This is a genomic window from Paracoccus sp. (in: a-proteobacteria) (assembly GCF_035556475.1).
In the GTDB taxonomy this organism is placed as follows: domain Bacteria; phylum Pseudomonadota; class Alphaproteobacteria; order Rhodobacterales; family Rhodobacteraceae; genus Paracoccus.
The window spans coordinates 1-18,641 of record NZ_DATMFA010000052.1 but is presented as its reverse complement, the minus strand read 5'-3'; the positions used below and the strand labels follow the sequence as shown (position 1 = coordinate 18,641).

Genomic DNA, 18,641 nt, shown 5'->3' with positions numbered 1-18,641 from the left:
TGCGAACGATCCTGAACAACCCGTTGCGCCGTCCGGCATTTCGCGGACCCGGATGGGGACAGGCAGGAATTTGCGATGGAACAAGGCCTCACCCGGTTCATATGGACCTATACGCGAAGCTCGCAGATCTGGATCCTGCTGGTCGTCGTCGTGTCGATGATCCCCTATTACCTCGCCTTCGACCTGCCCAAGCAGATCGTCAACGGCCCGATTCAGGCCAATGGATTCGAGACCGAGGGCGCCACCCAGCTGTTCATGCGCATCGCCCCGGACCTGCCCTGGCTGGGCGAGGTCGTCCTGTTCGAGGGGGTGCCGCTCGAACGCATGCAGATGCTGATGGCGCTGAGCCTGACCTTCCTTGGGCTGGTGATCATCAACGGCCTCTTCAAGTTCTACATCAACACCTACAAGGGCCGCATGGGCGAGCGGCTGCTGCGCCGCGTGCGCTATCAGCTTGTCGACCGCATCCTGCGCTTTCCACCCCAGCAGTTCCGCCGCATCAAGCCGGCCGAGGCCGCCAGCATGATCAAGGACGAGGTCGAGCCCTTGGGCGGCTTTACCGGCGACGCCTTCGTCCAGCCGGTGATGCTGACCGGGCAGGCGTTGATGGCAATGATCTTCATCTGCGTGCAGAACCTGTGGCTGGGCGCGGTTGCGGGCTTCATCGCCGGCATTCAGGTCGCGATCATTCCCCGGATGCGCCGCCGCCTGATCGAGCTTGGCCGCCAGCGCCAATTGACCGCGCGCGAGCTTTCGGGCCGCATCGGCGAGCTGATGGACGGGATCTCGACCATCCACGCCCTCGACACCACGAATTACGAGCGCGCCGATATCAGCGCCCGGCTGGGCCGGATCTTCAAGATCCGCTACGACCTCTATCAGTGGAAGTTCATGGTCAAGTTCCTGAACAACTTCCTCGCCCAGATCACGCCCTTCATCTTCTATTCCTTCGGCGGCTTCCTCACCATCAGGGGAGAGCTGGATGTCGGCCAGCTCGTCGCCGTGATCAACGCCTACAAGGATCTGCCCGGCCCGCTGAAGGAGCTGATCGACTGGGATCAGGCCCGCCAGGACGTGCGCGTCAAATGCGAGCAGGTGGTCGAGCAGTTCCGCGCCCCCGTCCTGATCGACGAGCAGCTGCATTGCCTGAGCTTGGAGGCCGGCGCCTTGGGCGCGCCGCTGACCGCCTCGGGGCTGGTCGTGCAGGAGGATGGCGGCGAAAAGCTGCTCGACCGCGTCTCGCTCTCCTTCGCGCCGGGCGAGACGGTGGCGATGATCGACGATACCGGGTCGGGTGCCGAAGTCCTTGCCGCCGCGATGGGTCGCGCGGTCTGGCCCAGCAGCGGGCGCCTGACCGTCGGCGGGCATCTGATCGACGAGATGCCCGAATACATGGTCGGGCGGCGGATCACCTATATCACCGCGCAGGACTATTTCTTTCAGGGCAGCCTTTATGACAACCTGCTCTATGGCCTGCGCCACGCCCCCTACCGCGTTCCCGATCCCGCCGATGCCGCCGCCGCGCGGCAGAAACGCTGGGAACAGAAAGAGGCGCGCGCCTCGGGCAATGCCGAATATCCGCTGGACGCGGACTGGATCGACCGTGAGTTGATCCCGCTCGGCCCGGACGGCGCACGCGATCTGGATGCCGCCATCGTCGAGGCGCTGGAGGCGACCGGGCTCGCGCCCGACGTGATGGGCATGGGCCTGCGCACCCGCCTGAAACCGGGCGAGCATGAGCATCTGAAAGCGGTCATCGTCCAGCTGCGCCGCCGCCTGAACGACGATCAGGAGCGCGGCAAGGTCAAGATCCCGATCGAGCATTTCGACAGCACGCGCTATAACACCCGCGCCAGCGTGGGGGAAAACCTGCTCTTCGGCGAGACCGAGTCCCCCGAGGTCGGCGCCGAAGTCCTGCGCAGCGCGGCGGCGCGCACGATCGCCGACCGCAGCGGGCTGCGCAGCCAGCTTTTCGATCTGGGTTATGACATTGCCGAGAACATCGTCGAGCTGGTCGGCGACGATGGCGAGGAGGAGGAGGAGACGCTTTTCGCGCGCATGCCGTCCCTGCATCCGCGCGACATACCGGAATTGCGGCAGGTTCTTGGCCGGACCCGGCGCGGGGGCGTTGTCGACGCCGATCCCGATGACCGGTTCAGGATCATGACGCTCAGCATGGCCTATAACGAATCCCAGATGCGGCTGGGACTGATGACCCCGGAACTCAGCGACAAGATCGTCCAGATCCGCCCCCTACTGATCAAGGAGCTGCCCGAGCGGCTGCGCCTGCGGATCACCCCTTACGAGGCGGATGTCTACAACGACTCGGCGCGGGTCATGGACAACATCCTGTTCGGCAAGCTTGCCCGCAACAACCCCGAGGTTCAGCGCAAGCTGCATGACCTCATCGTCGCCTATCTGCGGCAGGCGGGGGTGGCGGGGGACGTGCTCAAGCTGGGAATGGGTGTCGATATCGGCATCGCGGGGCGGCGGCTGAACCTTGCGCAGCGCCAGCGCCTCAGCCTTGCCCGCGCGCTGATCCGGCAGTCGGAATACTACGTCCTCAACAAGGCGCTTTCCGTAGTTGACCAGCGCCAGCACGAGGCTATCGTGAAGACGACCCTGCAGCTTCTGCAACGGCACGAGGAAAAGCCCGCTGTGATCTGGGTGCTGTCCAACACGCAGATGGCCGGTCACTTCGAACGGGTGATCATCTTCGATCGCGGCAGCGTCGAATTCGACGGCAGCTATTCCGAGCTGAAGGAGGCGCAGAAATCGGACAGATCGCTGGTATTCACATGAGGCCCGACATGGCGCTGAATGACGAAGTGAACGCGCTGAGGCAGACCCCGCTGTTCTCCTGCATCGAGATAGGGCGGCTGAAGAAGCTCGCCTTCGCCTCGCATCGCATTCACTTCGATGCGGGCGAAGTGCTGTTTCACAAGGGCGACGACGCGGATACCGCCTATATCATCATCCGCGGCCGGGTCGAGGTGCTGGCGGGCGAGCCGGGGCCGCCGATCAAGGTCGCCGAACTTGGCGAAGGCAGCATCATCGGCGAGATCGCCCTGCTCTGCGGCGGCCCGCGAACCGCCACGCTGCGCGCCGCCGAGGATCTGGACCTGCTGGCGATCGAGCCGAAATATTTCCTGAAGATCCTCAGCGAGGACAGCAGCGTCTGCGTGCGCATGATGCAGGTTCTGGCCGAGCGCCTGGCCTGGACGACCGAGCAGCTGATCGCCGCCCGCGCGCAGAACGCCGCAGGCTTCACTCCGCCTGATCAGGGGAAGCCGGGCGGGGCGTGACGCGCATGTTCCCCGCAGCAATTCCGGGCGAAGGACCGGCAACCCCGATGGCATCGGCATGAGCGTCGCTGGCCAGGACATATCCGCAAGCGCGTTTTCCGGGCGCGGCAGCCACGGCTTCCTGCTGGCGCGGCAGGTCTCGGGCTGCGTGATGCTGTGCTTTGTCATCATGCACCTGATCAACCACTCGCTCCTCATCGCCTCGCTGCCCTTGGCCGAGGCGGCGCGGGCATGGCTGGCCGAGCCGTGGCGCACGATTCCGGGGACCATTCTCTTCTATGGCTCCTGCCTCGTCCATGCCGGGCTGTCGCTCTGGACGCTCTATTCCCGGCGCACCCTCCAGATGCCGCTGGGAGAGCTGGTGCTGCTGATCCTGGGCCTGCTGATCCCCTATCTGCTGATCGACCACGCGCTGGCGATGCGCCTGCAGGAGCCGATGCGGGGGATCGAGCCAAGCTACCGGCTGGTCTTGACGGCACATTTCCACGACAACCCGATCATGTCGGTCCAGCAATCGGTGGCGCTGCTGATCGTCTGGTTCCATGGCTGTTTCGGCCTTGGCCGTGCGCTCGGTTCCAGCCCGGCCTTCTGGCGGATGCGAACCGCGCTGATCTCGGCCGCCGTCCTTCTGCCGGTTCTGGCCCTCATCGGCTATGGCGTCGCCGGGTTCGAGGTTCGCGCCCGGATCGCGCAAGAGATGATGTCGGTCCATCCGCCCATGCCCTCGATGGAGGGATCCTCGCCCGGCGCGACGATGATCGCGATGATCTCGACCGGGCTGCGCACCGGCTGGGTGCTTCTGGTCGCCTTCGTCCTGATCCTGCGCCAGATCCGCGCCCTGCTCGGCCGGTCGGCCGAGATCGAGATCAGCTATCTGGGCGGCGAGGTTGCCCGCGCCCGCCCCGGCATGTCGATCCTCGAGGCGAGCTGGTCCAACGGCGTCTCGCATTATTCGGTCTGCGGCGGGAACGGGCGCTGCTCGACCTGCCGGGTGCGGATCATGGCCAGCGACGGCCCCCTGCCCGAGCCCTCGCCGCTCGAGGCCGCGACGCTCTCGCGCATCCAAGCCGGGCCGGATGTGCGCCTTGCCTGCCAGCTGCGTCCGCTGGGCGCGGTCACCGTCGCCCGTCTGGTCGAACCGCCGCGCAGCCAGCCCATCGAGGGCGCGACCATGCCGCCCCGCGAACATGATGTCGCGGTGCTTTTCTGCGACCTGCGCCGCTTCACCTCGCTGACCGAGCGGCATCTGCCCTATGACGTGGTGTTCCTGCTGAATCTCTATTTCGACGTGGTCGGCAATGCCGTCGCGGCGAATGGGGGCAAGGTCGACAAGTTCATCGGCGACGGCGCCATGGCGATCTTCGGGATCGAGACCGACATGGACAGCGCCAGCCGCGCCGCGCTGCGCGCCGCCGCGATGATCCGGCGCAATATCGGTGTCCTCAATGCAGAACTGGTCAGGGATCTCGGCCTCAGCATCGACGTGGGGATCGGCATCCATGCCGGCTCCGCGATCATCGGGGCCATGGGCTTTGCGGGAGACCTGAGCGAGACCGCCATCGGCGACACCGTCAATGTCGCAAGCCGCCTCGAAGGGGTCGCCAAGGACTTGCAAGTTCCCATCGTCGCCTCGGAAGTGGTGATGAAGGCGCAGGAGCGGCCGTGGGGCGATCTGACGCGCCAGATGGTCAGCATCCGCGGACGCGAGAGCGGGCTGGTCGTCTATGCCCTGCAAGACGAGGAAAGCGCCCGGTTTTTGTGACCCGCGCCAAGGCGGCCGCGTGACAGGCCACGCCGCCGCGTGCTAGGCGGTGGCAGCCCTAAGCCGAAGGATGCCCGATGCTGGACGAACTGCTTGAGAAGATCAGGGACCGCAGGGCAAAAGTCGGCATTGTCGGGCTGGGATATGTCGGCATCCCCCTTGCCATGCGCATCAGCGAGGTCGGGTTGCCGGTCCTCGGCTTCGACATCCTGCCCGAGCGGGTCGAGCAGCTCCATTCCGGCCAAAGCCCGATCCGCCACATCCCGCCCGAGGCGATCCGCGCCATGCGCGCGCGCGGTTTCGAGGCGACCTGCGATTACAGCCGCGCCGGCGAATGCGATGCCTTGCTGATCTGCGTGCCGACGCCCCTCGACAAGCACCGCGAGCCGGACCTGCAATTCGTCATCTCAACGATGGATTCGCTTGCCCCGCATCTGCGCCCTGGCCAACTTCTCGCGCTGGAAAGCACTACATGGCCCGGCACCACGGCCGAGGTGCTGGCCCCCTATCTGGACGCAGCAGGCCTTGTCCCCGGCCGGGACGCCTTCCTTGTCTATTCGCCCGAGCGCGAAGATCCCGGCAACCCGGATTTCGACACCAGCCGGATCCCGAAGGTGGTGGGCGGGGACGACCCGGCCTCGCAGGCGGCCGGGGTCGCGCTTTACTCGGCCTTCATCGACACGGTGGTCCCGGTCAGCTCCTCGCGCGCGGCCGAGATGGTGAAGCTTCTCGAAAACATCTATCGCGCGGTGAATATCGGGCTGGTGAACGAGTTGAAGATCGTCGCGCAGCGCATGGGCCTCGATATTTTCGAGGTGATCGACGCCGCGGCGACAAAACCCTTCGGTTTCAAGGCTTTCTACCCCGGACCTGGAATCGGCGGGCATTGCATCCCGGTCGATCCCTTCTATCTGACATGGAAGGCGCGCGAATACGGCATCCACACCCGCTTCATCGAACTCGCGGGCGAGGTGAATGCCTCGATGCCGGAATACGTCGTCGGCAAGACCCTGCAGGCGCTGAACGCGCGCGGGCTGGTGATGTCGCGGGCGCGGCTGCTGGTCCTTGGCATCGCCTATAAGCGCGACGTGGACGACGTGCGCGAAAGCCCCGCCGTGCTGGTGATGGAACGCCTGCGCGACTGGGGGGCCAAGATCGACTATTGCGACAGTCAGGTTCCGGTCTTTCCGGTCATGCGCGAGCACAGCTTCGACCTCGCCTCGGTCGAACTGACGCCCGAGGGCGTGGCCTCATACGACGCGGTGCTGATCCTGACCGATCACAGCGATGTGGATTACGCGATGCTGCGCGACAATGCCCGGCTGATCATCGACGCGCGCGGGCGCTTCAGCAGCCAGCCCGCGCCGCATATCGTTCCGGCCTGAAGGGCGCGCGGCCGGCCTCGGCCCCGCCCCGACAGGGCTATACCTGCGCCTGAACGGCGGCTTCGGGCTGGCTCGCCAGATACTCTGCTTCGGCGAATGCCATCATCAGCGGCCCGACGCCCTTGGCATCGTCGGCGACCACGTCCTCGGTCAGGTAATAGGCCGGGGTGCCGTCGCGATAGATCCCGTCAAAGCCGCCAAGGCCCGCTACCCGGCAGATGCCGGAAAGGCCCTCGGCACCCAGCCGCTGCGTCTTGAGGGCGAGGAGCGCCCCCTGCCCCGCCGCCCGCAGCCGCGCGGCCTCCACCCCTTCGGCAAGCCCGGTCCGCGCCGCGGCAAGGAAGGCATAGGCGATCATGGCCGAGGCCGAGCTTTCCTCGTAATTGCCCTTGAGGTCCGGTGCGTCCAGCACCTGCGGCCAAAGACCGGATGCGCCCTGCCGATCCGCCAGCGCGAGGAGGATGCCAAGGGCCCGGCCGCGCAGCGTGGCGGTCCGCGCATCGGCGGGCAGCAGCGCCAGCGCATCGACCAGCGCCATGGCCAGCCAGCCCATCGCCCGCGCCCAGACCGCAGGCGACTTGCCCGTCACCGGATCGGCCCAGCCCTGCGCGCGGCTCTCGTCATAGCCGTGGACGTTGAGGCCCGCGACCGTCGCCGTCAGGTCCAGCGCCGTCTGGAACTGGGCGAGGGCATCGGCAATGCGCCCCGCCTCGCCGGTTGCCAGCCCGTATTCGATCTGGAAGGGCAGCGCCATGTAAAGCCCGTCCAGCCAGACCTGATGCGGATAGCGCAGCTTGTGCCAGTAATTCCCCGCTTGGGTCCGGGGATGGCGGTCAAGCTGCCCGATCAGCAGCCGCGCCGCCGCCATATAGCGCGGATCGCCCGTCTCGCGCGCAAGCGGCAGCAGCACCCGGCCCGAGAGAATGTTGTCGATGTTGAACTCCTCGGCGCGATAGCCCGCAAGCGCGCCGTCCGGGCCGATCTGGGCATCGGCCAGCCGGTGCAGATGCACCCGCCAGTGCGGATCGCCGGTCGCCTCGGAAAGCAGGTCCAGACCGCGATAGATGCAGCCGTCCTCATAGCACCATGCCCCGCCCTTATAGGCGCGATACGCGCGACAATAGGTATCGAAATAGTCAGTCACGGACATGGGGAACCTCTTGCAGGGTAATCGGGGCGGAGGAGATCAGGCCCGGATCGTCGCAATCGACCTCGGCCTGTTCGCAAAGCAGAGTCTCGTGCAGCATGGGCCGGAGGTGATCGGCCATGTCGGGCGGGGCGGGCCGCGCCTCGGGGTCAAGGGACAGGATCCTGAGGCCCCGGATGCGGATGTCGCGGATCGGCGCCTCGGCCAGCCCGAGGAAGCATCCCGCCGCATGGGCAAGGTCGCGGATGGTCACATCCTCGACCGTGATGCCCGCGATGCGGGGCGTGGTCTGATCGACAGGCGCGGGGGTACGGTCCTGCACCCATGGCGCATGGCCGTCCGCGTCGCAATGGTAATGCGCGTTGACCGAGATCGCGGTGTGCACCCCCGTCATCCGCACCCGGCGCATGGCGATGTCGCGAACCTCGCCGCCCCGGCCGCGCCGCGTCTTGATCCGCAAACCGCGATCGGTGCCGATCATCTCGCAATCCTCGATCGCGACATCATGGACGCCGCCCGACATTTCCGACCCGATCACCAGCCCGCCATGCCCGCGCTGCATCAGGCAGTGGCGCACCCGCACATGCCGCGTCGGCGCAAGGTGGTCCGCCTCGCCCCCCGGTCCGCGCTTGCCCGCCTTCACCGCGATGCAATCGTCGCCCACGGAAAAGCGGATGCCCTCGATCGTGACATCGCGGCACATCTCAGGGTCGAAGCCATCGGTATTGGGACTGTCCGCCGGCGCCTCGATGGTCAGGCCAGCGGCAATGAGACCGTCGCAGCCCTGCGGATGGATGGTCCAGCTTGGCGCATTGCGGATGGTGAAGCCCAGCAGCGCCACGTCGCGGCAACCGATCAGATGGAGGCCGCGCGGGCGGCGCGCGCCCTCCCGCACCTCCTTTGGCCAGCTCCACCAGTCGCCCAGATCGCCCGAGCCGTCGATGGTGCCCGCGCCCTCGATCACCAGCCGCGTGGCATGGATCGCATGGAGCGGTGCGGCAAAGCAGGCGGCGGGCAGGCCCTCCCAGCTTCCGAGCATCCGGCCCGCGCCGTCGCGTGCGGGCAGGATCGGCCAGCCTTCGCGGCGCGCGGGCGCGCGCAGCACCGCCCCCCGCGCCAGATGCAGGGTCATGATCGAGCGAAGGCACACGGGCAGCGCCAGCCACTCGCCCTCGGGCAAAAGCAGCGTCCCCCCCTCGGGCAGCGCCGCGACGGCATTGGAGATCACCAGCGCGTTGTGGCGCGCCGCGTCGAGATCGGCCGGATCGGCCTCGGCCACCAGCCCTTCGGGCCGGGCCAGACCCGCGCAGGGGGCGGTGGCGAACCCGATCGGGACGAGGCCGTCGACCGCCAGATGATAGCGCGTGTCTGGCCGCAGGTCGTCCAGCATCAGGGTCGCGGTCAGCGCGGTGCCGCGACGCGCGGGCAGGCCGGGCGCGGTCAGCGACCACCCCAGCGGTTCGGGCAGATGGTAAAGCGCACCCCTGACGGGCAGCCGCAAAGCGGCGACCCGTGCCGTGACGGCAAGGGGGATGGGTCGTGACATGGTTTTGCCTTTGCGGATGGCCCGCCTCCCCGTCAGTGGGGCGGCGGGCGTCTGGTCAGTCGAACTCGGCCAGCACGTCGTTGATGCCGTCGATCATCTGCTCGGCGGCGTCCTCGGCGGTCAGCTGGCCATAGGCATATTCCTCGAGCGTATCTATGAAGATGCCCCGGATCTCGGGATGTTCGTTGAAGGGCGAGACGGTCGGCCCGGAAGCGGCAACCACGATCTCGTTGGCAAGCCGGACCTCCGGCTCACCCTGCCCGGCCAGCCGCTCGGCCGCGATCTTCGAGGAGGGCAGCCCGCGCGAGGTGCCCAGCGCGTCGATCCCCTCCGGCTCGTTCAGCAGGCAGTTCAGGATCTGCGCCGCCGCCTCGGGATGTTTCGAGTTCTTCGAGACCGAGAGCAGCATCGAGGGCTTGCGATAGACCCCGTCGGTCACCGCCCCCTCGACATGCAGCATCGGCACCGGCTTCAGCACCTGCCCTTCCTCCAAGGGATCGGCGTATTTGGAAAAGGTCGAATCCCATTCATAGGAACCCGCGATCCTGCCTGCCGCCCAGGCCGGTTTCTCGAAAAGGTTCACGTTCCCGTCCGAGGCTTCCTCCTTCTGCGAACGCAGCGCGCCGATCTCGACCAGATGGCCGAGGAAGGCGATGCCGGCGGTCAGATCCTCGGGCGTCCATGCGACGCGGTTGGTCGCGGGATCGACCATGTCCTTGCCGGTTTTCTGCACCACGGCCAGCGTGACCAGAAGCTGCGCCGTCTCCTTCACCGCGTTGAAGGTGTAATAATCGGGGCCAAGCTTTTCCTTGAGTTGCGCGGTCGCCGCCTCCAGTTCCGGCCAGCTTGTCGGAATGGCGATCCCGGCCTTCTGGAACGTGGTCTCGTTGAAGAAAAACGCCCGGCCGGTGGTCGAGACCGAGATGCCCTGCAAGATCCCGTCGACCGAACCGGAGGCGAGGTCGGCCTCGCTCCATTGCGTCAGGTCGAGGCCGGGCAGCTTGCCGAGATCGGCAAAGCCGGTGCCATCGCGCGAGAAAAGCGGCAGCCACGGCCAGTTGACCTGCACGATATCGGCCTCGGTCCCGCCGGCCATCTGGGTGGTCAGCTTTTCCAGATAGCCGTCAAAGCCGGTGAACTCGCCCTTGATGGTGTGGCCATGCTTGACCCCGCAGGCCTCAAGCGCCTTCTGGGTCGCGACATGGCGGCTTTCGCCGCCCCACCAGGACATGCGCAGCTCCTCCGCCGTCGCTGCCTGAAGCGTCATCATGGTGATCAGCGCCGTCCCGGTCAGGGCCGCCGCAAGACGATCAAGTTTCATTCTTCCCCTCCTCTGCTTATTTCGTCACGCGGCAAGGCTCTGACGATGCAGCGAGACATTGCTGCCATCCGCCTTGTCGAAGACGTGGATATGCTCGGCCAGCGGCATCAGGCCGATGGTCTCCGCCCCGCCCATGCGGTCAAACTCGGCGGCGCCGACGACGGCCACGATCTTTTGCCCCTCGGCCTCGGCATGAAGATAGACCTCATGCCCCATGAACTCGGCATTGGTCAGCCGCGCCCGAAGACCGTCCGGGGCCAGCACCAGATGTTGCGGGCGGATGCCCAGCACGGCGTCGCGGGGCTGCGCGGCAAGGCGCGACAGCACCTCCTCGCCCAGCGGCAGGCACTGACTGCCGATGCGGAACGTGCCGCCCTGAAGGTTCCCCTCTATCAGGTTCATCTCGGGGCTGCCGATGAAGCCCGCGACGAACAGGTTGGCGGGGTGGCTGTAAAGCTCCTTCGGCGAGGCGACCTGCATGATCCGGCCCGCCTGCATGACGCAGATGCGGTCGCCCATGGTCATCGCCTCGGTCTGGTCATGGGTGACATAGATCACGGTCGAGGACAGCCCCTCGGCCTTCAGCCGCCGGTGCAGGTCGGTGATCCTGACCCGCATCGAGGCGCGGAGCTTCGCGTCGAGGTTCGAGAGCGGCTCGTCGAACAGGAACACGCCCGGCTTCTTGATCAGCGCGCGCCCCAGCGCCACCCGCTGCGCCTGACCGCCGGAGAGTTGCTTGGGCAGGCGGTCGAGCAGCGGCTCGATTTCAAGGATGCGGGCCACATCGTCGATGGCGGTATTGATCTCGGGCTTGGATTTGCCGGCGATCTTCAGCCCGAAACCAAGGTTCCCGCGCACCTTCATATGCGGGTAGAGCGCGTAGTTCTGGAACACCATCGCGATCGAGCGCTTGCCCGGCGGCAGGTCGTTCACCCGCTGCCCGCCGATGATGACCTCGCCCCCGGTGATGTCCTCAAGCCCGGCGACCATGCGCAGCGTGGTCGATTTCGCGCAGCCCGAAGGGCCGACAAGGACCATGAACTCGCCATCCTCGATGTCGAGGTTGATGCCGTGGACGGCCTTGACGGTGCCGCCATAGACCTTTTCGACGTTGCGAAGCTGGACGCGTGCCATCAGCCCTTTACCCCCCCTGAAGAAATGCCCTCGATGAAATAGCGCTGCGCGGCAAAGAAGATGATCAGCGCGGGCGCGATGGTCAGGACCGACATGGCAAGGATGCGGTTCCACTCGAAGGCTTCGGTTGTGTCGATTGAAAGCTTGAGCGCGAGGCTGACCGGATACTTGTCCACCGAGGACAGGTAGATCAGCGGCCCGAGGAAGTCGTTCATGGTCCACATGAACTGGAAGAGGCAGACCGAGATCAGCGCCGGGGCCAGCATCGGCACCACGATATAGATGAGCGTCTGCAGGCTGTTCGCGCCATCGACCCGCGCCGCCTCCTCCATATCCGAGGGCAGCGAGCGCAGGAATTGCACCAGCATGAAGACGAAGAACGCATCCCCCGCCAAGGCCGACGGCACCCAGAGCGGCAGGTAGCTGTCCAGCCAACCCAGATCGCGGAACAGGATGTATTGCGGGATGCGCGTCACCACGTTCGGCAGCAGCAGCGTCCCGATCACGGTCACGAACAGCAGTTTCTTCAGCGGGAAATCGAAGCGCGCGAAGGCATAGGCGGCCATGGTGCAGCTGATCGCCGTGCCGATGGTCTTGGGCAGGATGATCAGGAACGAGTTCCAGAAGAAATGCCCGAAGGTATAGGGCGTCGAGGTCTGCCAGCCCTTGATATAGCCGTCGAGCGTCGGCTCGCGCGGGATGAAGCCCGCGCCCGAGAAGATCTCGGAATTGGTCTTGAAGCTTGCCCCGATCAGCCAGATCAGCGGATAGAGCATGACCAGCCCGACCGCGAAAAGCAGGATGTAGCGGATCGCGGCAGAGACGGTGCGCAGCCGCGCGCGCCGGGACGCCTGCGCCTCGTTGAAGGCCTCCATGTCCAGCATTGCATTTGCGTCCATGGTTCAGCTCCTCTTGTCGCCGGCGTAATAGACCCACTTCCGCGACGACCAGAAGGCGATCAGGGTCAGGACCATGATGATGGCGAACAGCACCCATGCGATCGCCGAGGCATAGCCCATGTTGAATTTCTTGAAGGCTTCCTCGTAGATGTAGAGCGGCAGCAGATAGGTCGATTTCAGCGGCCCGCCCTGCGTGATGATGTAGGGGCCGTTGAACTCCTGAAACGCCTGGACCATCTGCATGATCAGGTTGAAGAAGATCACCGGCGTCAGCAGCGGCAGCGTGATCAAGAAGAACACCCGCGTCTTGCTGGCCCCGTCGATGGCCGCCGCCTCGTAAAGCGACTTGTCGATGGATTGCAGCGCGGCGAGGAAGATCACCATGGCCGATCCGAATTGCCAGCAGCGCAGCAGCGTGATGGTGAAAAGCGCGTTGCCGGGATCGCCGAACCAGTCCACCGGCCCAAGGCCCACCACGGCCAGCGCCATGTTGACCAGCCCCTCGGACGCGAACATGTAGCGCCAGAGGACCGCGATCGCGATGGACCCGCCAAGGATCGACGGCACATAGAAGGCGGTGCGGAAGAAATTGATGAAGCGCAGCCGATAGTTCAGGATCGCCGCGATGAAAAGCGCGAAGGCGAGCTTCAGCGGGACGGTCAGCAGCACATAGGTCAGCGTCACCCATAGCGACTTCTCGAAGGTCCGGTCGCGGGTGAAAAGCTTTTGGTAATTCGCGAGCCCGGCCCAGCGCGGCTCGCTCATCAGGTCATATCTGGTGAAGCTGAGATAGAAGGAGGCGATGAACGGGATCGCGGTAAAGACCAGAAGCCCGATCACATAGGGCGCCAGATAGGCAAGGCCCAGGAAGCGCTGCGATTTCATGCGCGGCCCCTTCCCGTCCGGGCGTGCCGAGGTTTGCGAGTTTCGGAATTGTGCAAATGTTACCTCCAGACCGGGTTGAAAGCCGCCGCCCGCGCCTGGCGATGCGGCAATGGCTGTCCCGGTTCCCCCCTTCGGAATTCGGTCGATGACTGTCTGTTCGGGGGTGACTTAACCGGAATCAGCCCGCAGATTGAATTGACAAAGGAGGGAAAAAAGATGGACGAAATCGAAGGTGGCATTCTGGCCGCCATTCCTCCCTCGGCGCTGACCCTGACCCTGACCCGCGCGGCGATCCGCATGGAGCATTCGCTGACCTGGGCGATCGACAAGGTGAACCCGGTTGACGACCTCGTCATCTGCCTCGAGGGGCGTGGCCTCTATGACATCGACGGCGAGACGCGGGTGATGACGCCGGGCGACGCCATGCTGATCCGGCGCGGCCAGCGCTTTCGCGGCTGGAACGAGGGGCCTGCGACCTATCGCGGCGTGGCGCAGCATTTCACTCTCGACATCTACGGCCGGCACGACCTGATCGGCCAGATGGAGCTGCGCCCGCATCTGCACCTGTCGCGCTGGGGCCTGCTGGAGCCGATGGCCCGGCATTACCGGCAGAGCGCACCGCCGGAATCGGTGACGCTGGGCCAGCATCACCTGTTCATGGTCCTGCTGATCGCCTTCATCGAGGACGCCTTTCTTGGCTGGCGGGACAGCGCGACCTATCAGCCCGAGGGCGCGGATGCGCTGGATCTGGCGGTGATGAAGGCCGCGACGATGATCTCGGCCAATCCGACCGATCCGGCCATCGCCGCGCGCGCGGTCGATGCGGCGCCCTATAACCGCGACTATTTCCTGCGCGAGTTCCAGCGCCGGGTCGGGCGGACGCCGCGCAAATATCAGGAATACCGCCGGATGGAGAGGGCGATGCACCATCTTGAATCCGGGCTTGGCGTCTCGGCCACGGCGGCGGAGGTGGGCTATTCCGACCCCTATTACTTCTCGCGGATGTTCAAGCGCACGCTTGGCCTCTCCCCGCGCGAGCATATGCGCCGGATCGAGAAGAGCCGGCATGGCGGGCTGATGCGCCTCGATGAGCCGGAGCAGGCCGAACACCTCGCCGGGAATTGAAAAGGCCCGCCGGAGGGGCGGGCCTTTCCGGGTCACCGGAAGACCGAGGGCAACCAGAGCGACAGGGCCGGGATATAGGTCACCAGCATCAGCACGATCAGCCCGGCCGCATAGAAGGGCCAGACGCTGCGCATCGCCTCCCATATGGTGATGCGGGCGACGGCTGCGGCGACGAACTGCACCGGACCCAGGGGCGGCGTGTTGAGGCCAATCCCGAGGTTCAGGATCATGATCACCCCGAAATGCACCGGATCGACCCCGAAGGCCGAGACGACCGGCAGGAAGATCGGCGTCGTGATGATGATCAGCGGCGACATGTCCATGAATGTGCCAAGGACCAGCAGCACGATGTTGATCATCAGGAGGATCACGAACGGGTTGTTCGAGATCGACTGCATCCATTGGAGCGAGATCTGCGCGACATGCAGATAGGCCATCAGCCAGCCGAAGGCCCCGGCCATGCCGATGATCAGAAGGACCATCGCGGTCGTGCGCACGGCCTGCTGGGTCGCGTGGACGAAATCGCTCCAGCTCAGGCTGCGATAGACGAAGGCCGTTACCAGAAGCGCATAGATCACCGCGATGCACGAGCTTTCCGTCGCCGTGAAGACACCCGAGCGCACGCCGCCGAAGATGATCACGATCAGCAGCATTCCCGGCAGCGATTCCAGCAGGAAGCGGAAGACGCGGGCGAAGCCGGGGAAGGGCTCGGTCGGATAGCCCCGCTTGCGGGCGACGATATAGGCGGTGATCGACAGCGCCACGGCCAGCAGAAGGCCCGGGATGATGCCCGCGGTGAACAGGTCCGCGATCGAGATCCGCCCCCCGCCCGAGATCGAATAGATGATCATGTTATGGCTCGGCGGCAGCAGCAACGCGATCAGCGCCGCCATCGAGGTGACGTTCACCGCGTAATCCGCGCCATAGCCCCGCGCCTTCATCTGCGGGATCATGATGCCGCCGACCGCCGCCGCCTCGGCCACGGCCGAGCCGGAGATGCCACCGAACAGCGTCGAGGCCGCGATATTGACCTGCCCGAGCCCGCCCCGGACATGCCCGATGAGCGATCCGGCGAAAGCCACGATCTTGGCCGCGATCCCGCCCCTGACCATCAGGTCGCCCGCGAAGATGAAGAAGGGAATGGCCATCAGCGTGAAGACCGAGATCCCGGCCGAGACACGCTGGAAGACGACCAGCGCCGGAAGGCCCAGATAGCCGACCGTCGCGAGGCTCGAAATCCCGAGGCAGAAGGCGATCGGCGTGCCGATCAGCATGAGGATGGTGAAGACACCGAAGAGGATCAGATATTCCATGTCATGCCTCGGTCATCAGCACGTCTTCGGCATCAAGCTCGGCCTCGAGCGTCTTGCCGGTCAGGCGCAGCAGGATCTGTTCCAGCACGAACAGCGTGATGAGGATCCCGCCCACGAACAGCGGCATGTAACTCATGCCGCCCGGCAAGCGGATCACCGGCAGGGTCGCGCCCCAGGTCTTGGCCATCAGCTGCCAGCCATAGACCGACATGCCCAACCCGAAGACCAGCACCGACAGATCGGATGCCAGCCGCAGCCATGTGCCGAAGCTCTGGGGCAGGAAATGCATCAGCACGTCGAAGCCCATGTGAAAATTCTCGTGCACACCGACGGCCGAGCCCAGGAAGATGAACCAGCTCATCAACAGGATCGCGGCCGGTTCGACCCAAAGCAGGCTGTCATTCATGACGTAGCGCATGAAGACCTGCGCGAATACGATGACCGTCATCGCGGTCAGGCCGAAACCGGCCAGCCACAGGCTTGCCCTGGCCAGCACGGCATTCAGCCGGGACAATACGGCAATTCCCTGTCCCATTATTCCCCCCATGTCACGGGTTGGAGCGAAACGGCCCGCAGCGTGATGCTGCGGGCCGATGGGCTCATTGGGTTTCCTGGATGCGCTTGACCAGTTCCTTGGCCTCGGGCGTGGTCACGTATTTCTCGTAGACCGGGGCCATGGCCTCGATGAAGGCGGTCTTGTCGACGTCGCGCGTGACCTCGACGCCCGCGGCGACGACCTTCTCCTCGCTGGCCTTCTCCTGATCGGCCCAGAGCTTGCGCTGCAGCGTGGCCGAATTCACGGCCGCCTCGCGCAGAACCGCCTGATCCTCGGGGCTGAGCTTCTCCCAGCTGGTCTTGGAGATCGCGACCAGCTCGGGCACCATCAGGTGCTGGTCGAGCGTGAAGAACTTCGCCACCTCGGCATGGCCGGCGCTGTCGAAGCTGGGGAAGTTGTTCTCGGCCCCGTCGATAACGCCGGTCTGGATCGAGGAATAGACCTCGCCATAGGGCATGGGCGTCGCATTCGCGCCAAGCGCCGACATCATGTCCACGAAAACGTCGTTCTGCATGACGCGGAATTTCATCCCCTTCAGGTCGTCGACGGTCTTGATCGCCTTCTGCGAGTTGTAGAAGCTGCGCGCGCCGCCGTCGTAATAGGCCAGCAGCACCAGGTCATGCGGCTCGAATTCCTTGGCGATATCCGCGCCGATCGGGCCGTCCAGCACTTTATGCATGTGGTCTTCCGACCGGTAGAGATAGGGCAGCGAGACGGTCTGCGTTACCGGCACGATGTCGTTGAAGGAACCGAAGCTTGCGCGGATCATGTCGATCACGCCGAACTGGGTCTGCTCGATCGTATCCTTTTCCTCGCCAAGCTGGGACGAGGGGAACACCTCGATGCAGACGCGGCCCCCGGTCTTTTCCTTGACCTCGGTGGCCATCGCCTTGACGCCCTCGACCGTTGGATAGCCGTCGGGATGCGTGTCGGACGAGCGCAGCGTCACTTCGCAATCGGCCGCGGCGGCGGCCCCGGCTCCGGTGGCAAGGATCGTGCCGCAGATCAGCAATGTGCGGGTCAGTTTCATTGGTCTTCCTCCCTGTTTGCGGGCCCTTCCTCCGGCCCGCTTCGTTATCGCCTCAAAGGGGCGGTATTCGGTAAAGCTCCTCCGGGTTGGTCACCAGGACGCGCTCCCTCGCGCCCTCGGGCAGCCAGCCCAGCACCAGTTCTGCCAGTTCGACCTCGTCGGGATAGTCCTCCGCCCGCGAGACGCCGTTATGCGGCCAGTTCGTGCCCCAGACGATACGTTCGGGGGCATGGGCCGCGATGCGGCGCGACAACCCCTCGATATCGGCATAGGGCCAGCCCTGCCTGCTGCTTTCATAGACGCCGGCGAACTTGAACCAGCAATTGCCACGATCAATCAGCTTCAGCACCGCGTCAATCTCGGCCGCGTCGGCGGTCGCACCGCGGAAGAACTTGCCGTGATGGTCAAGCACCCAGCGCGATTTCAAGGCCATCAGCCGCGGCAGATGGGTCAGGATGTCCGAGCCGTCGAACTGCACCGCCATCATCCAGCCCGCTGCATGGGCGCGGTCGTCCACCGCCTCCAGATGGGCGAGGTTCATCGCGCCGCCGGGAAGGTCCATGATCCGCGCGCCGACGACGCGCTTCGCGGCCAGCGCCGCCATCTCGGCATCGCTGGTCGTCTCGTCGATGACGGCGACGCCAAATGAACAATCGCCCATCTCATCGAGACAGGCGATCAGGTTTCCATTGTCGCGCTGATGCGCATTGCCCTGGGTGATGATGACGCGGTCGATCCCCATCCAGCCCATCACCTGCCGATAGGCCCCGGCATCGGGCAGCGGCTCCTGCGGCAATCCGGGCCCGCCGGGCAGAGCCGGATAGCCCGGCAGATACATGTGCATCTGCGTGTCCACCGTGCCCTTGGGAAAGGGTTGTTTCGGTGGTGTCCCGGTCAGCTTGCGGGTGATCATGCGTCAGGCATCCTGAATTCGGCCAGCGCGTCGCGATCGACCTCGATCCCGAGGCCCGGCGCGTCGGGAATGGCGACGACGCCGTCCACTGCCTCGATCGGGGTTTTCAGCACTGCTTGGCGGAAGGGGTTGTGGGTGCGGTCGAACTCCATGATCGGCTCGACCGGGTTCACTCGCACCGGGTCGGGGGTCTGCGCCGCCATGAATTGCAAGGCGGCGGCGATATGGACGCCGGTTCCCCAGACATGGGGCACGATGCGGACCCCGTGCAACGAGGCGATGGCCGCGATCTTCATGGCCTCGGACAGCCCGCCGCAGCC

General features: G+C 65.4%; 16 protein-coding genes. 5 read left to right on the top strand and 11 right to left on the bottom strand.

Annotation, left to right across the window (positions count from 1 at the left end; translation table 11 throughout):
• The first annotated feature begins 75 nt into the window (after positions 1 to 75).
• From VNQ78_RS06830 to VNQ78_RS06815, 4 genes are all read left to right on the top strand, one after another.
• On the top strand, positions 76 to 2,802 hold the full coding sequence (locus tag VNQ78_RS06830) for an ABC transporter transmembrane domain-containing protein (protein ID WP_325687980.1): 2,727 nt from the start codon (positions 76 to 78) through the stop codon (positions 2,800 to 2,802).
• Positions 2,803 to 2,810: 8 nt separating this feature from the next.
• Entirely contained in the window at positions 2,811 to 3,305 is a 495-nt protein-coding gene (locus VNQ78_RS06825) for a cyclic nucleotide-binding domain-containing protein (RefSeq protein WP_325687978.1), read from the top strand.
• 58 nt (positions 3,306 to 3,363) lie between these two features.
• Positions 3,364 to 5,067, top strand: coding sequence for an adenylate/guanylate cyclase domain-containing protein (locus VNQ78_RS06820; protein WP_325687976.1), 1,704 nt, complete (start codon positions 3,364 to 3,366; stop codon positions 5,065 to 5,067).
• 77 nt (positions 5,068 to 5,144) lie between these two features.
• Positions 5,145 to 6,452 carry a nucleotide sugar dehydrogenase gene (locus VNQ78_RS06815; protein ID WP_325687973.1) on the top strand — a complete coding sequence of 436 codons (1,308 nt, stop codon included), beginning with the start codon at positions 5,145 to 5,147 and terminating at the stop codon, positions 6,450 to 6,452.
• A 37-nt stretch (positions 6,453 to 6,489) separates the two neighbouring features.
• Here the strand turns inward: VNQ78_RS06815 and VNQ78_RS06810 are convergent, their stop codons facing one another.
• Genes VNQ78_RS06810 through VNQ78_RS06785 form a run of 6 tightly spaced genes read right to left on the bottom strand, consistent with a single transcriptional unit; the run spans position 6,490 to position 13,384 of the window.
• Positions 6,490 to 7,602, bottom strand: coding sequence for a glycoside hydrolase family 88/105 protein (locus VNQ78_RS06810; RefSeq protein ID WP_325687971.1), 1,113 nt, complete (start codon positions 7,600 to 7,602; stop codon positions 6,490 to 6,492).
• Positions 7,589 to 9,145 carry a glycoside hydrolase family 28 protein gene (locus VNQ78_RS06805; RefSeq protein ID WP_325687969.1) on the bottom strand — a complete coding sequence of 519 codons (1,557 nt, stop codon included), beginning with the start codon at positions 9,143 to 9,145 and terminating at the stop codon, positions 7,589 to 7,591. Before VNQ78_RS06805 ends, VNQ78_RS06810 begins: the two co-directional genes overlap by 14 nt.
• 55 nt (positions 9,146 to 9,200) lie before the next feature.
• Positions 9,201 to 10,466: an ABC transporter substrate-binding protein gene (locus VNQ78_RS06800; RefSeq protein ID WP_325687967.1), complete on the bottom strand. Its 1,266-nt coding sequence runs from the start codon at positions 10,464 to 10,466 to the stop codon at positions 9,201 to 9,203.
• Between the two features lie 24 nt (positions 10,467 to 10,490).
• Positions 10,491 to 11,600 carry a sn-glycerol-3-phosphate ABC transporter ATP-binding protein UgpC gene (locus VNQ78_RS06795; protein WP_325687965.1) on the bottom strand — a complete coding sequence of 370 codons (1,110 nt, stop codon included), beginning with the start codon at positions 11,598 to 11,600 and terminating at the stop codon, positions 10,491 to 10,493.
• Positions 11,600 to 12,499 (bottom strand): carbohydrate ABC transporter permease, encoded by a 900-nt coding sequence (locus tag VNQ78_RS06790; protein WP_325687963.1) that lies wholly within the window; start codon positions 12,497 to 12,499, stop codon positions 11,600 to 11,602. Before VNQ78_RS06790 ends, VNQ78_RS06795 begins: the two co-directional genes overlap by 1 nt.
• A gap of 3 nt (positions 12,500 to 12,502) precedes the next feature.
• Positions 12,503 to 13,384: a sugar ABC transporter permease gene (locus VNQ78_RS06785; RefSeq protein WP_325687960.1), complete on the bottom strand. Its 882-nt coding sequence runs from the start codon at positions 13,382 to 13,384 to the stop codon at positions 12,503 to 12,505.
• Positions 13,385 to 13,600: 216 nt separating this feature from the next.
• Between VNQ78_RS06785 and VNQ78_RS06780 the strand changes: the two genes are divergently transcribed.
• Entirely contained in the window at positions 13,601 to 14,509 is a 909-nt protein-coding gene (locus VNQ78_RS06780) for a helix-turn-helix transcriptional regulator (RefSeq protein ID WP_325687957.1), read from the top strand.
• A 32-nt stretch (positions 14,510 to 14,541) separates the two neighbouring features.
• On the opposite strand, the gene VNQ78_RS06775 is transcribed toward VNQ78_RS06780, so the two are convergent.
• The 5 genes from VNQ78_RS06775 to VNQ78_RS06755 form a co-directional block, all read right to left on the bottom strand.
• The gene (locus tag VNQ78_RS06775; protein WP_325687955.1) at positions 14,542 to 15,822 is read right to left on the bottom strand and encodes a TRAP transporter large permease; all 1,281 of its coding nucleotides are present in this window, start codon (positions 15,820 to 15,822) and stop codon (positions 14,542 to 14,544) included.
• A 1-nt stretch (position 15,823) separates the two neighbouring features.
• Positions 15,824 to 16,336, bottom strand: coding sequence for a TRAP transporter small permease (locus VNQ78_RS06770; protein WP_325687954.1), 513 nt, complete (start codon positions 16,334 to 16,336; stop codon positions 15,824 to 15,826).
• Positions 16,337 to 16,421: 85 nt separating this feature from the next.
• Entirely contained in the window at positions 16,422 to 17,408 is a 987-nt protein-coding gene (locus VNQ78_RS06765) for a TRAP transporter substrate-binding protein (protein WP_414694049.1), read from the bottom strand.
• Positions 17,409 to 17,460: 52 nt separating this feature from the next.
• Positions 17,461 to 18,321 (bottom strand): amidohydrolase family protein, encoded by an 861-nt coding sequence (locus tag VNQ78_RS06760; RefSeq protein WP_325687951.1) that lies wholly within the window; start codon positions 18,319 to 18,321, stop codon positions 17,461 to 17,463.
• Positions 18,318 to 18,641: enolase C-terminal domain-like protein (locus VNQ78_RS06755; RefSeq protein ID WP_325687949.1), on the bottom strand; the 324-nt coding region annotated here is incomplete at its 5' end. The genes VNQ78_RS06760 and VNQ78_RS06755, both read right to left, overlap by 4 nt.

What these genes read in the sequence shown, in the direction of transcription:
- VNQ78_RS06830 (WP_325687980.1), top strand. Translation starts at nt 76, where the DNA reads ATGGAACAAGGCCTCACCCGGTTCATATGGACCTATACGCGAAGCTCG.
- VNQ78_RS06825 (WP_325687978.1), top strand. Translation starts at nt 2,811, where the DNA reads ATGGCGCTGAATGACGAAGTGAACGCGCTGAGGCAGACCCCGCTGTTC.
- VNQ78_RS06820 (WP_325687976.1), top strand. Translation starts at nt 3,364, where the DNA reads ATGAGCGTCGCTGGCCAGGACATATCCGCAAGCGCGTTTTCCGGGCGC.
- VNQ78_RS06815 (WP_325687973.1), top strand. Translation starts at nt 5,145, where the DNA reads ATGCTGGACGAACTGCTTGAGAAGATCAGGGACCGCAGGGCAAAAGTC.
- VNQ78_RS06810 (WP_325687971.1), bottom strand. Translation starts at nt 7,602, where the DNA reads ATGTCCGTGACTGACTATTTCGATACCTATTGTCGCGCGTATCGCGCC.
- VNQ78_RS06805 (WP_325687969.1), bottom strand. Translation starts at nt 9,145, where the DNA reads ATGTCACGACCCATCCCCCTTGCCGTCACGGCACGGGTCGCCGCTTTG.
- VNQ78_RS06800 (WP_325687967.1), bottom strand. Translation starts at nt 10,466, where the DNA reads ATGAAACTTGATCGTCTTGCGGCGGCCCTGACCGGGACGGCGCTGATC.
- VNQ78_RS06795 (WP_325687965.1), bottom strand. Translation starts at nt 11,600, where the DNA reads ATGGCACGCGTCCAGCTTCGCAACGTCGAAAAGGTCTATGGCGGCACC.
- VNQ78_RS06790 (WP_325687963.1), bottom strand. Translation starts at nt 12,499, where the DNA reads ATGGACGCAAATGCAATGCTGGACATGGAGGCCTTCAACGAGGCGCAG.
- VNQ78_RS06785 (WP_325687960.1), bottom strand. Translation starts at nt 13,384, where the DNA reads ATGAAATCGCAGCGCTTCCTGGGCCTTGCCTATCTGGCGCCCTATGTG.
- VNQ78_RS06780 (WP_325687957.1), top strand. Translation starts at nt 13,601, where the DNA reads ATGGACGAAATCGAAGGTGGCATTCTGGCCGCCATTCCTCCCTCGGCG.
- VNQ78_RS06775 (WP_325687955.1), bottom strand. Translation starts at nt 15,822, where the DNA reads ATGGAATATCTGATCCTCTTCGGTGTCTTCACCATCCTCATGCTGATC.
- VNQ78_RS06765 (WP_414694049.1), bottom strand. Translation starts at nt 17,408, where the DNA reads ATGAAACTGACCCGCACATTGCTGATCTGCGGCACGATCCTTGCCACC.
- VNQ78_RS06760 (WP_325687951.1), bottom strand. Translation starts at nt 18,321, where the DNA reads ATGATCACCCGCAAGCTGACCGGGACACCACCGAAACAACCCTTTCCC.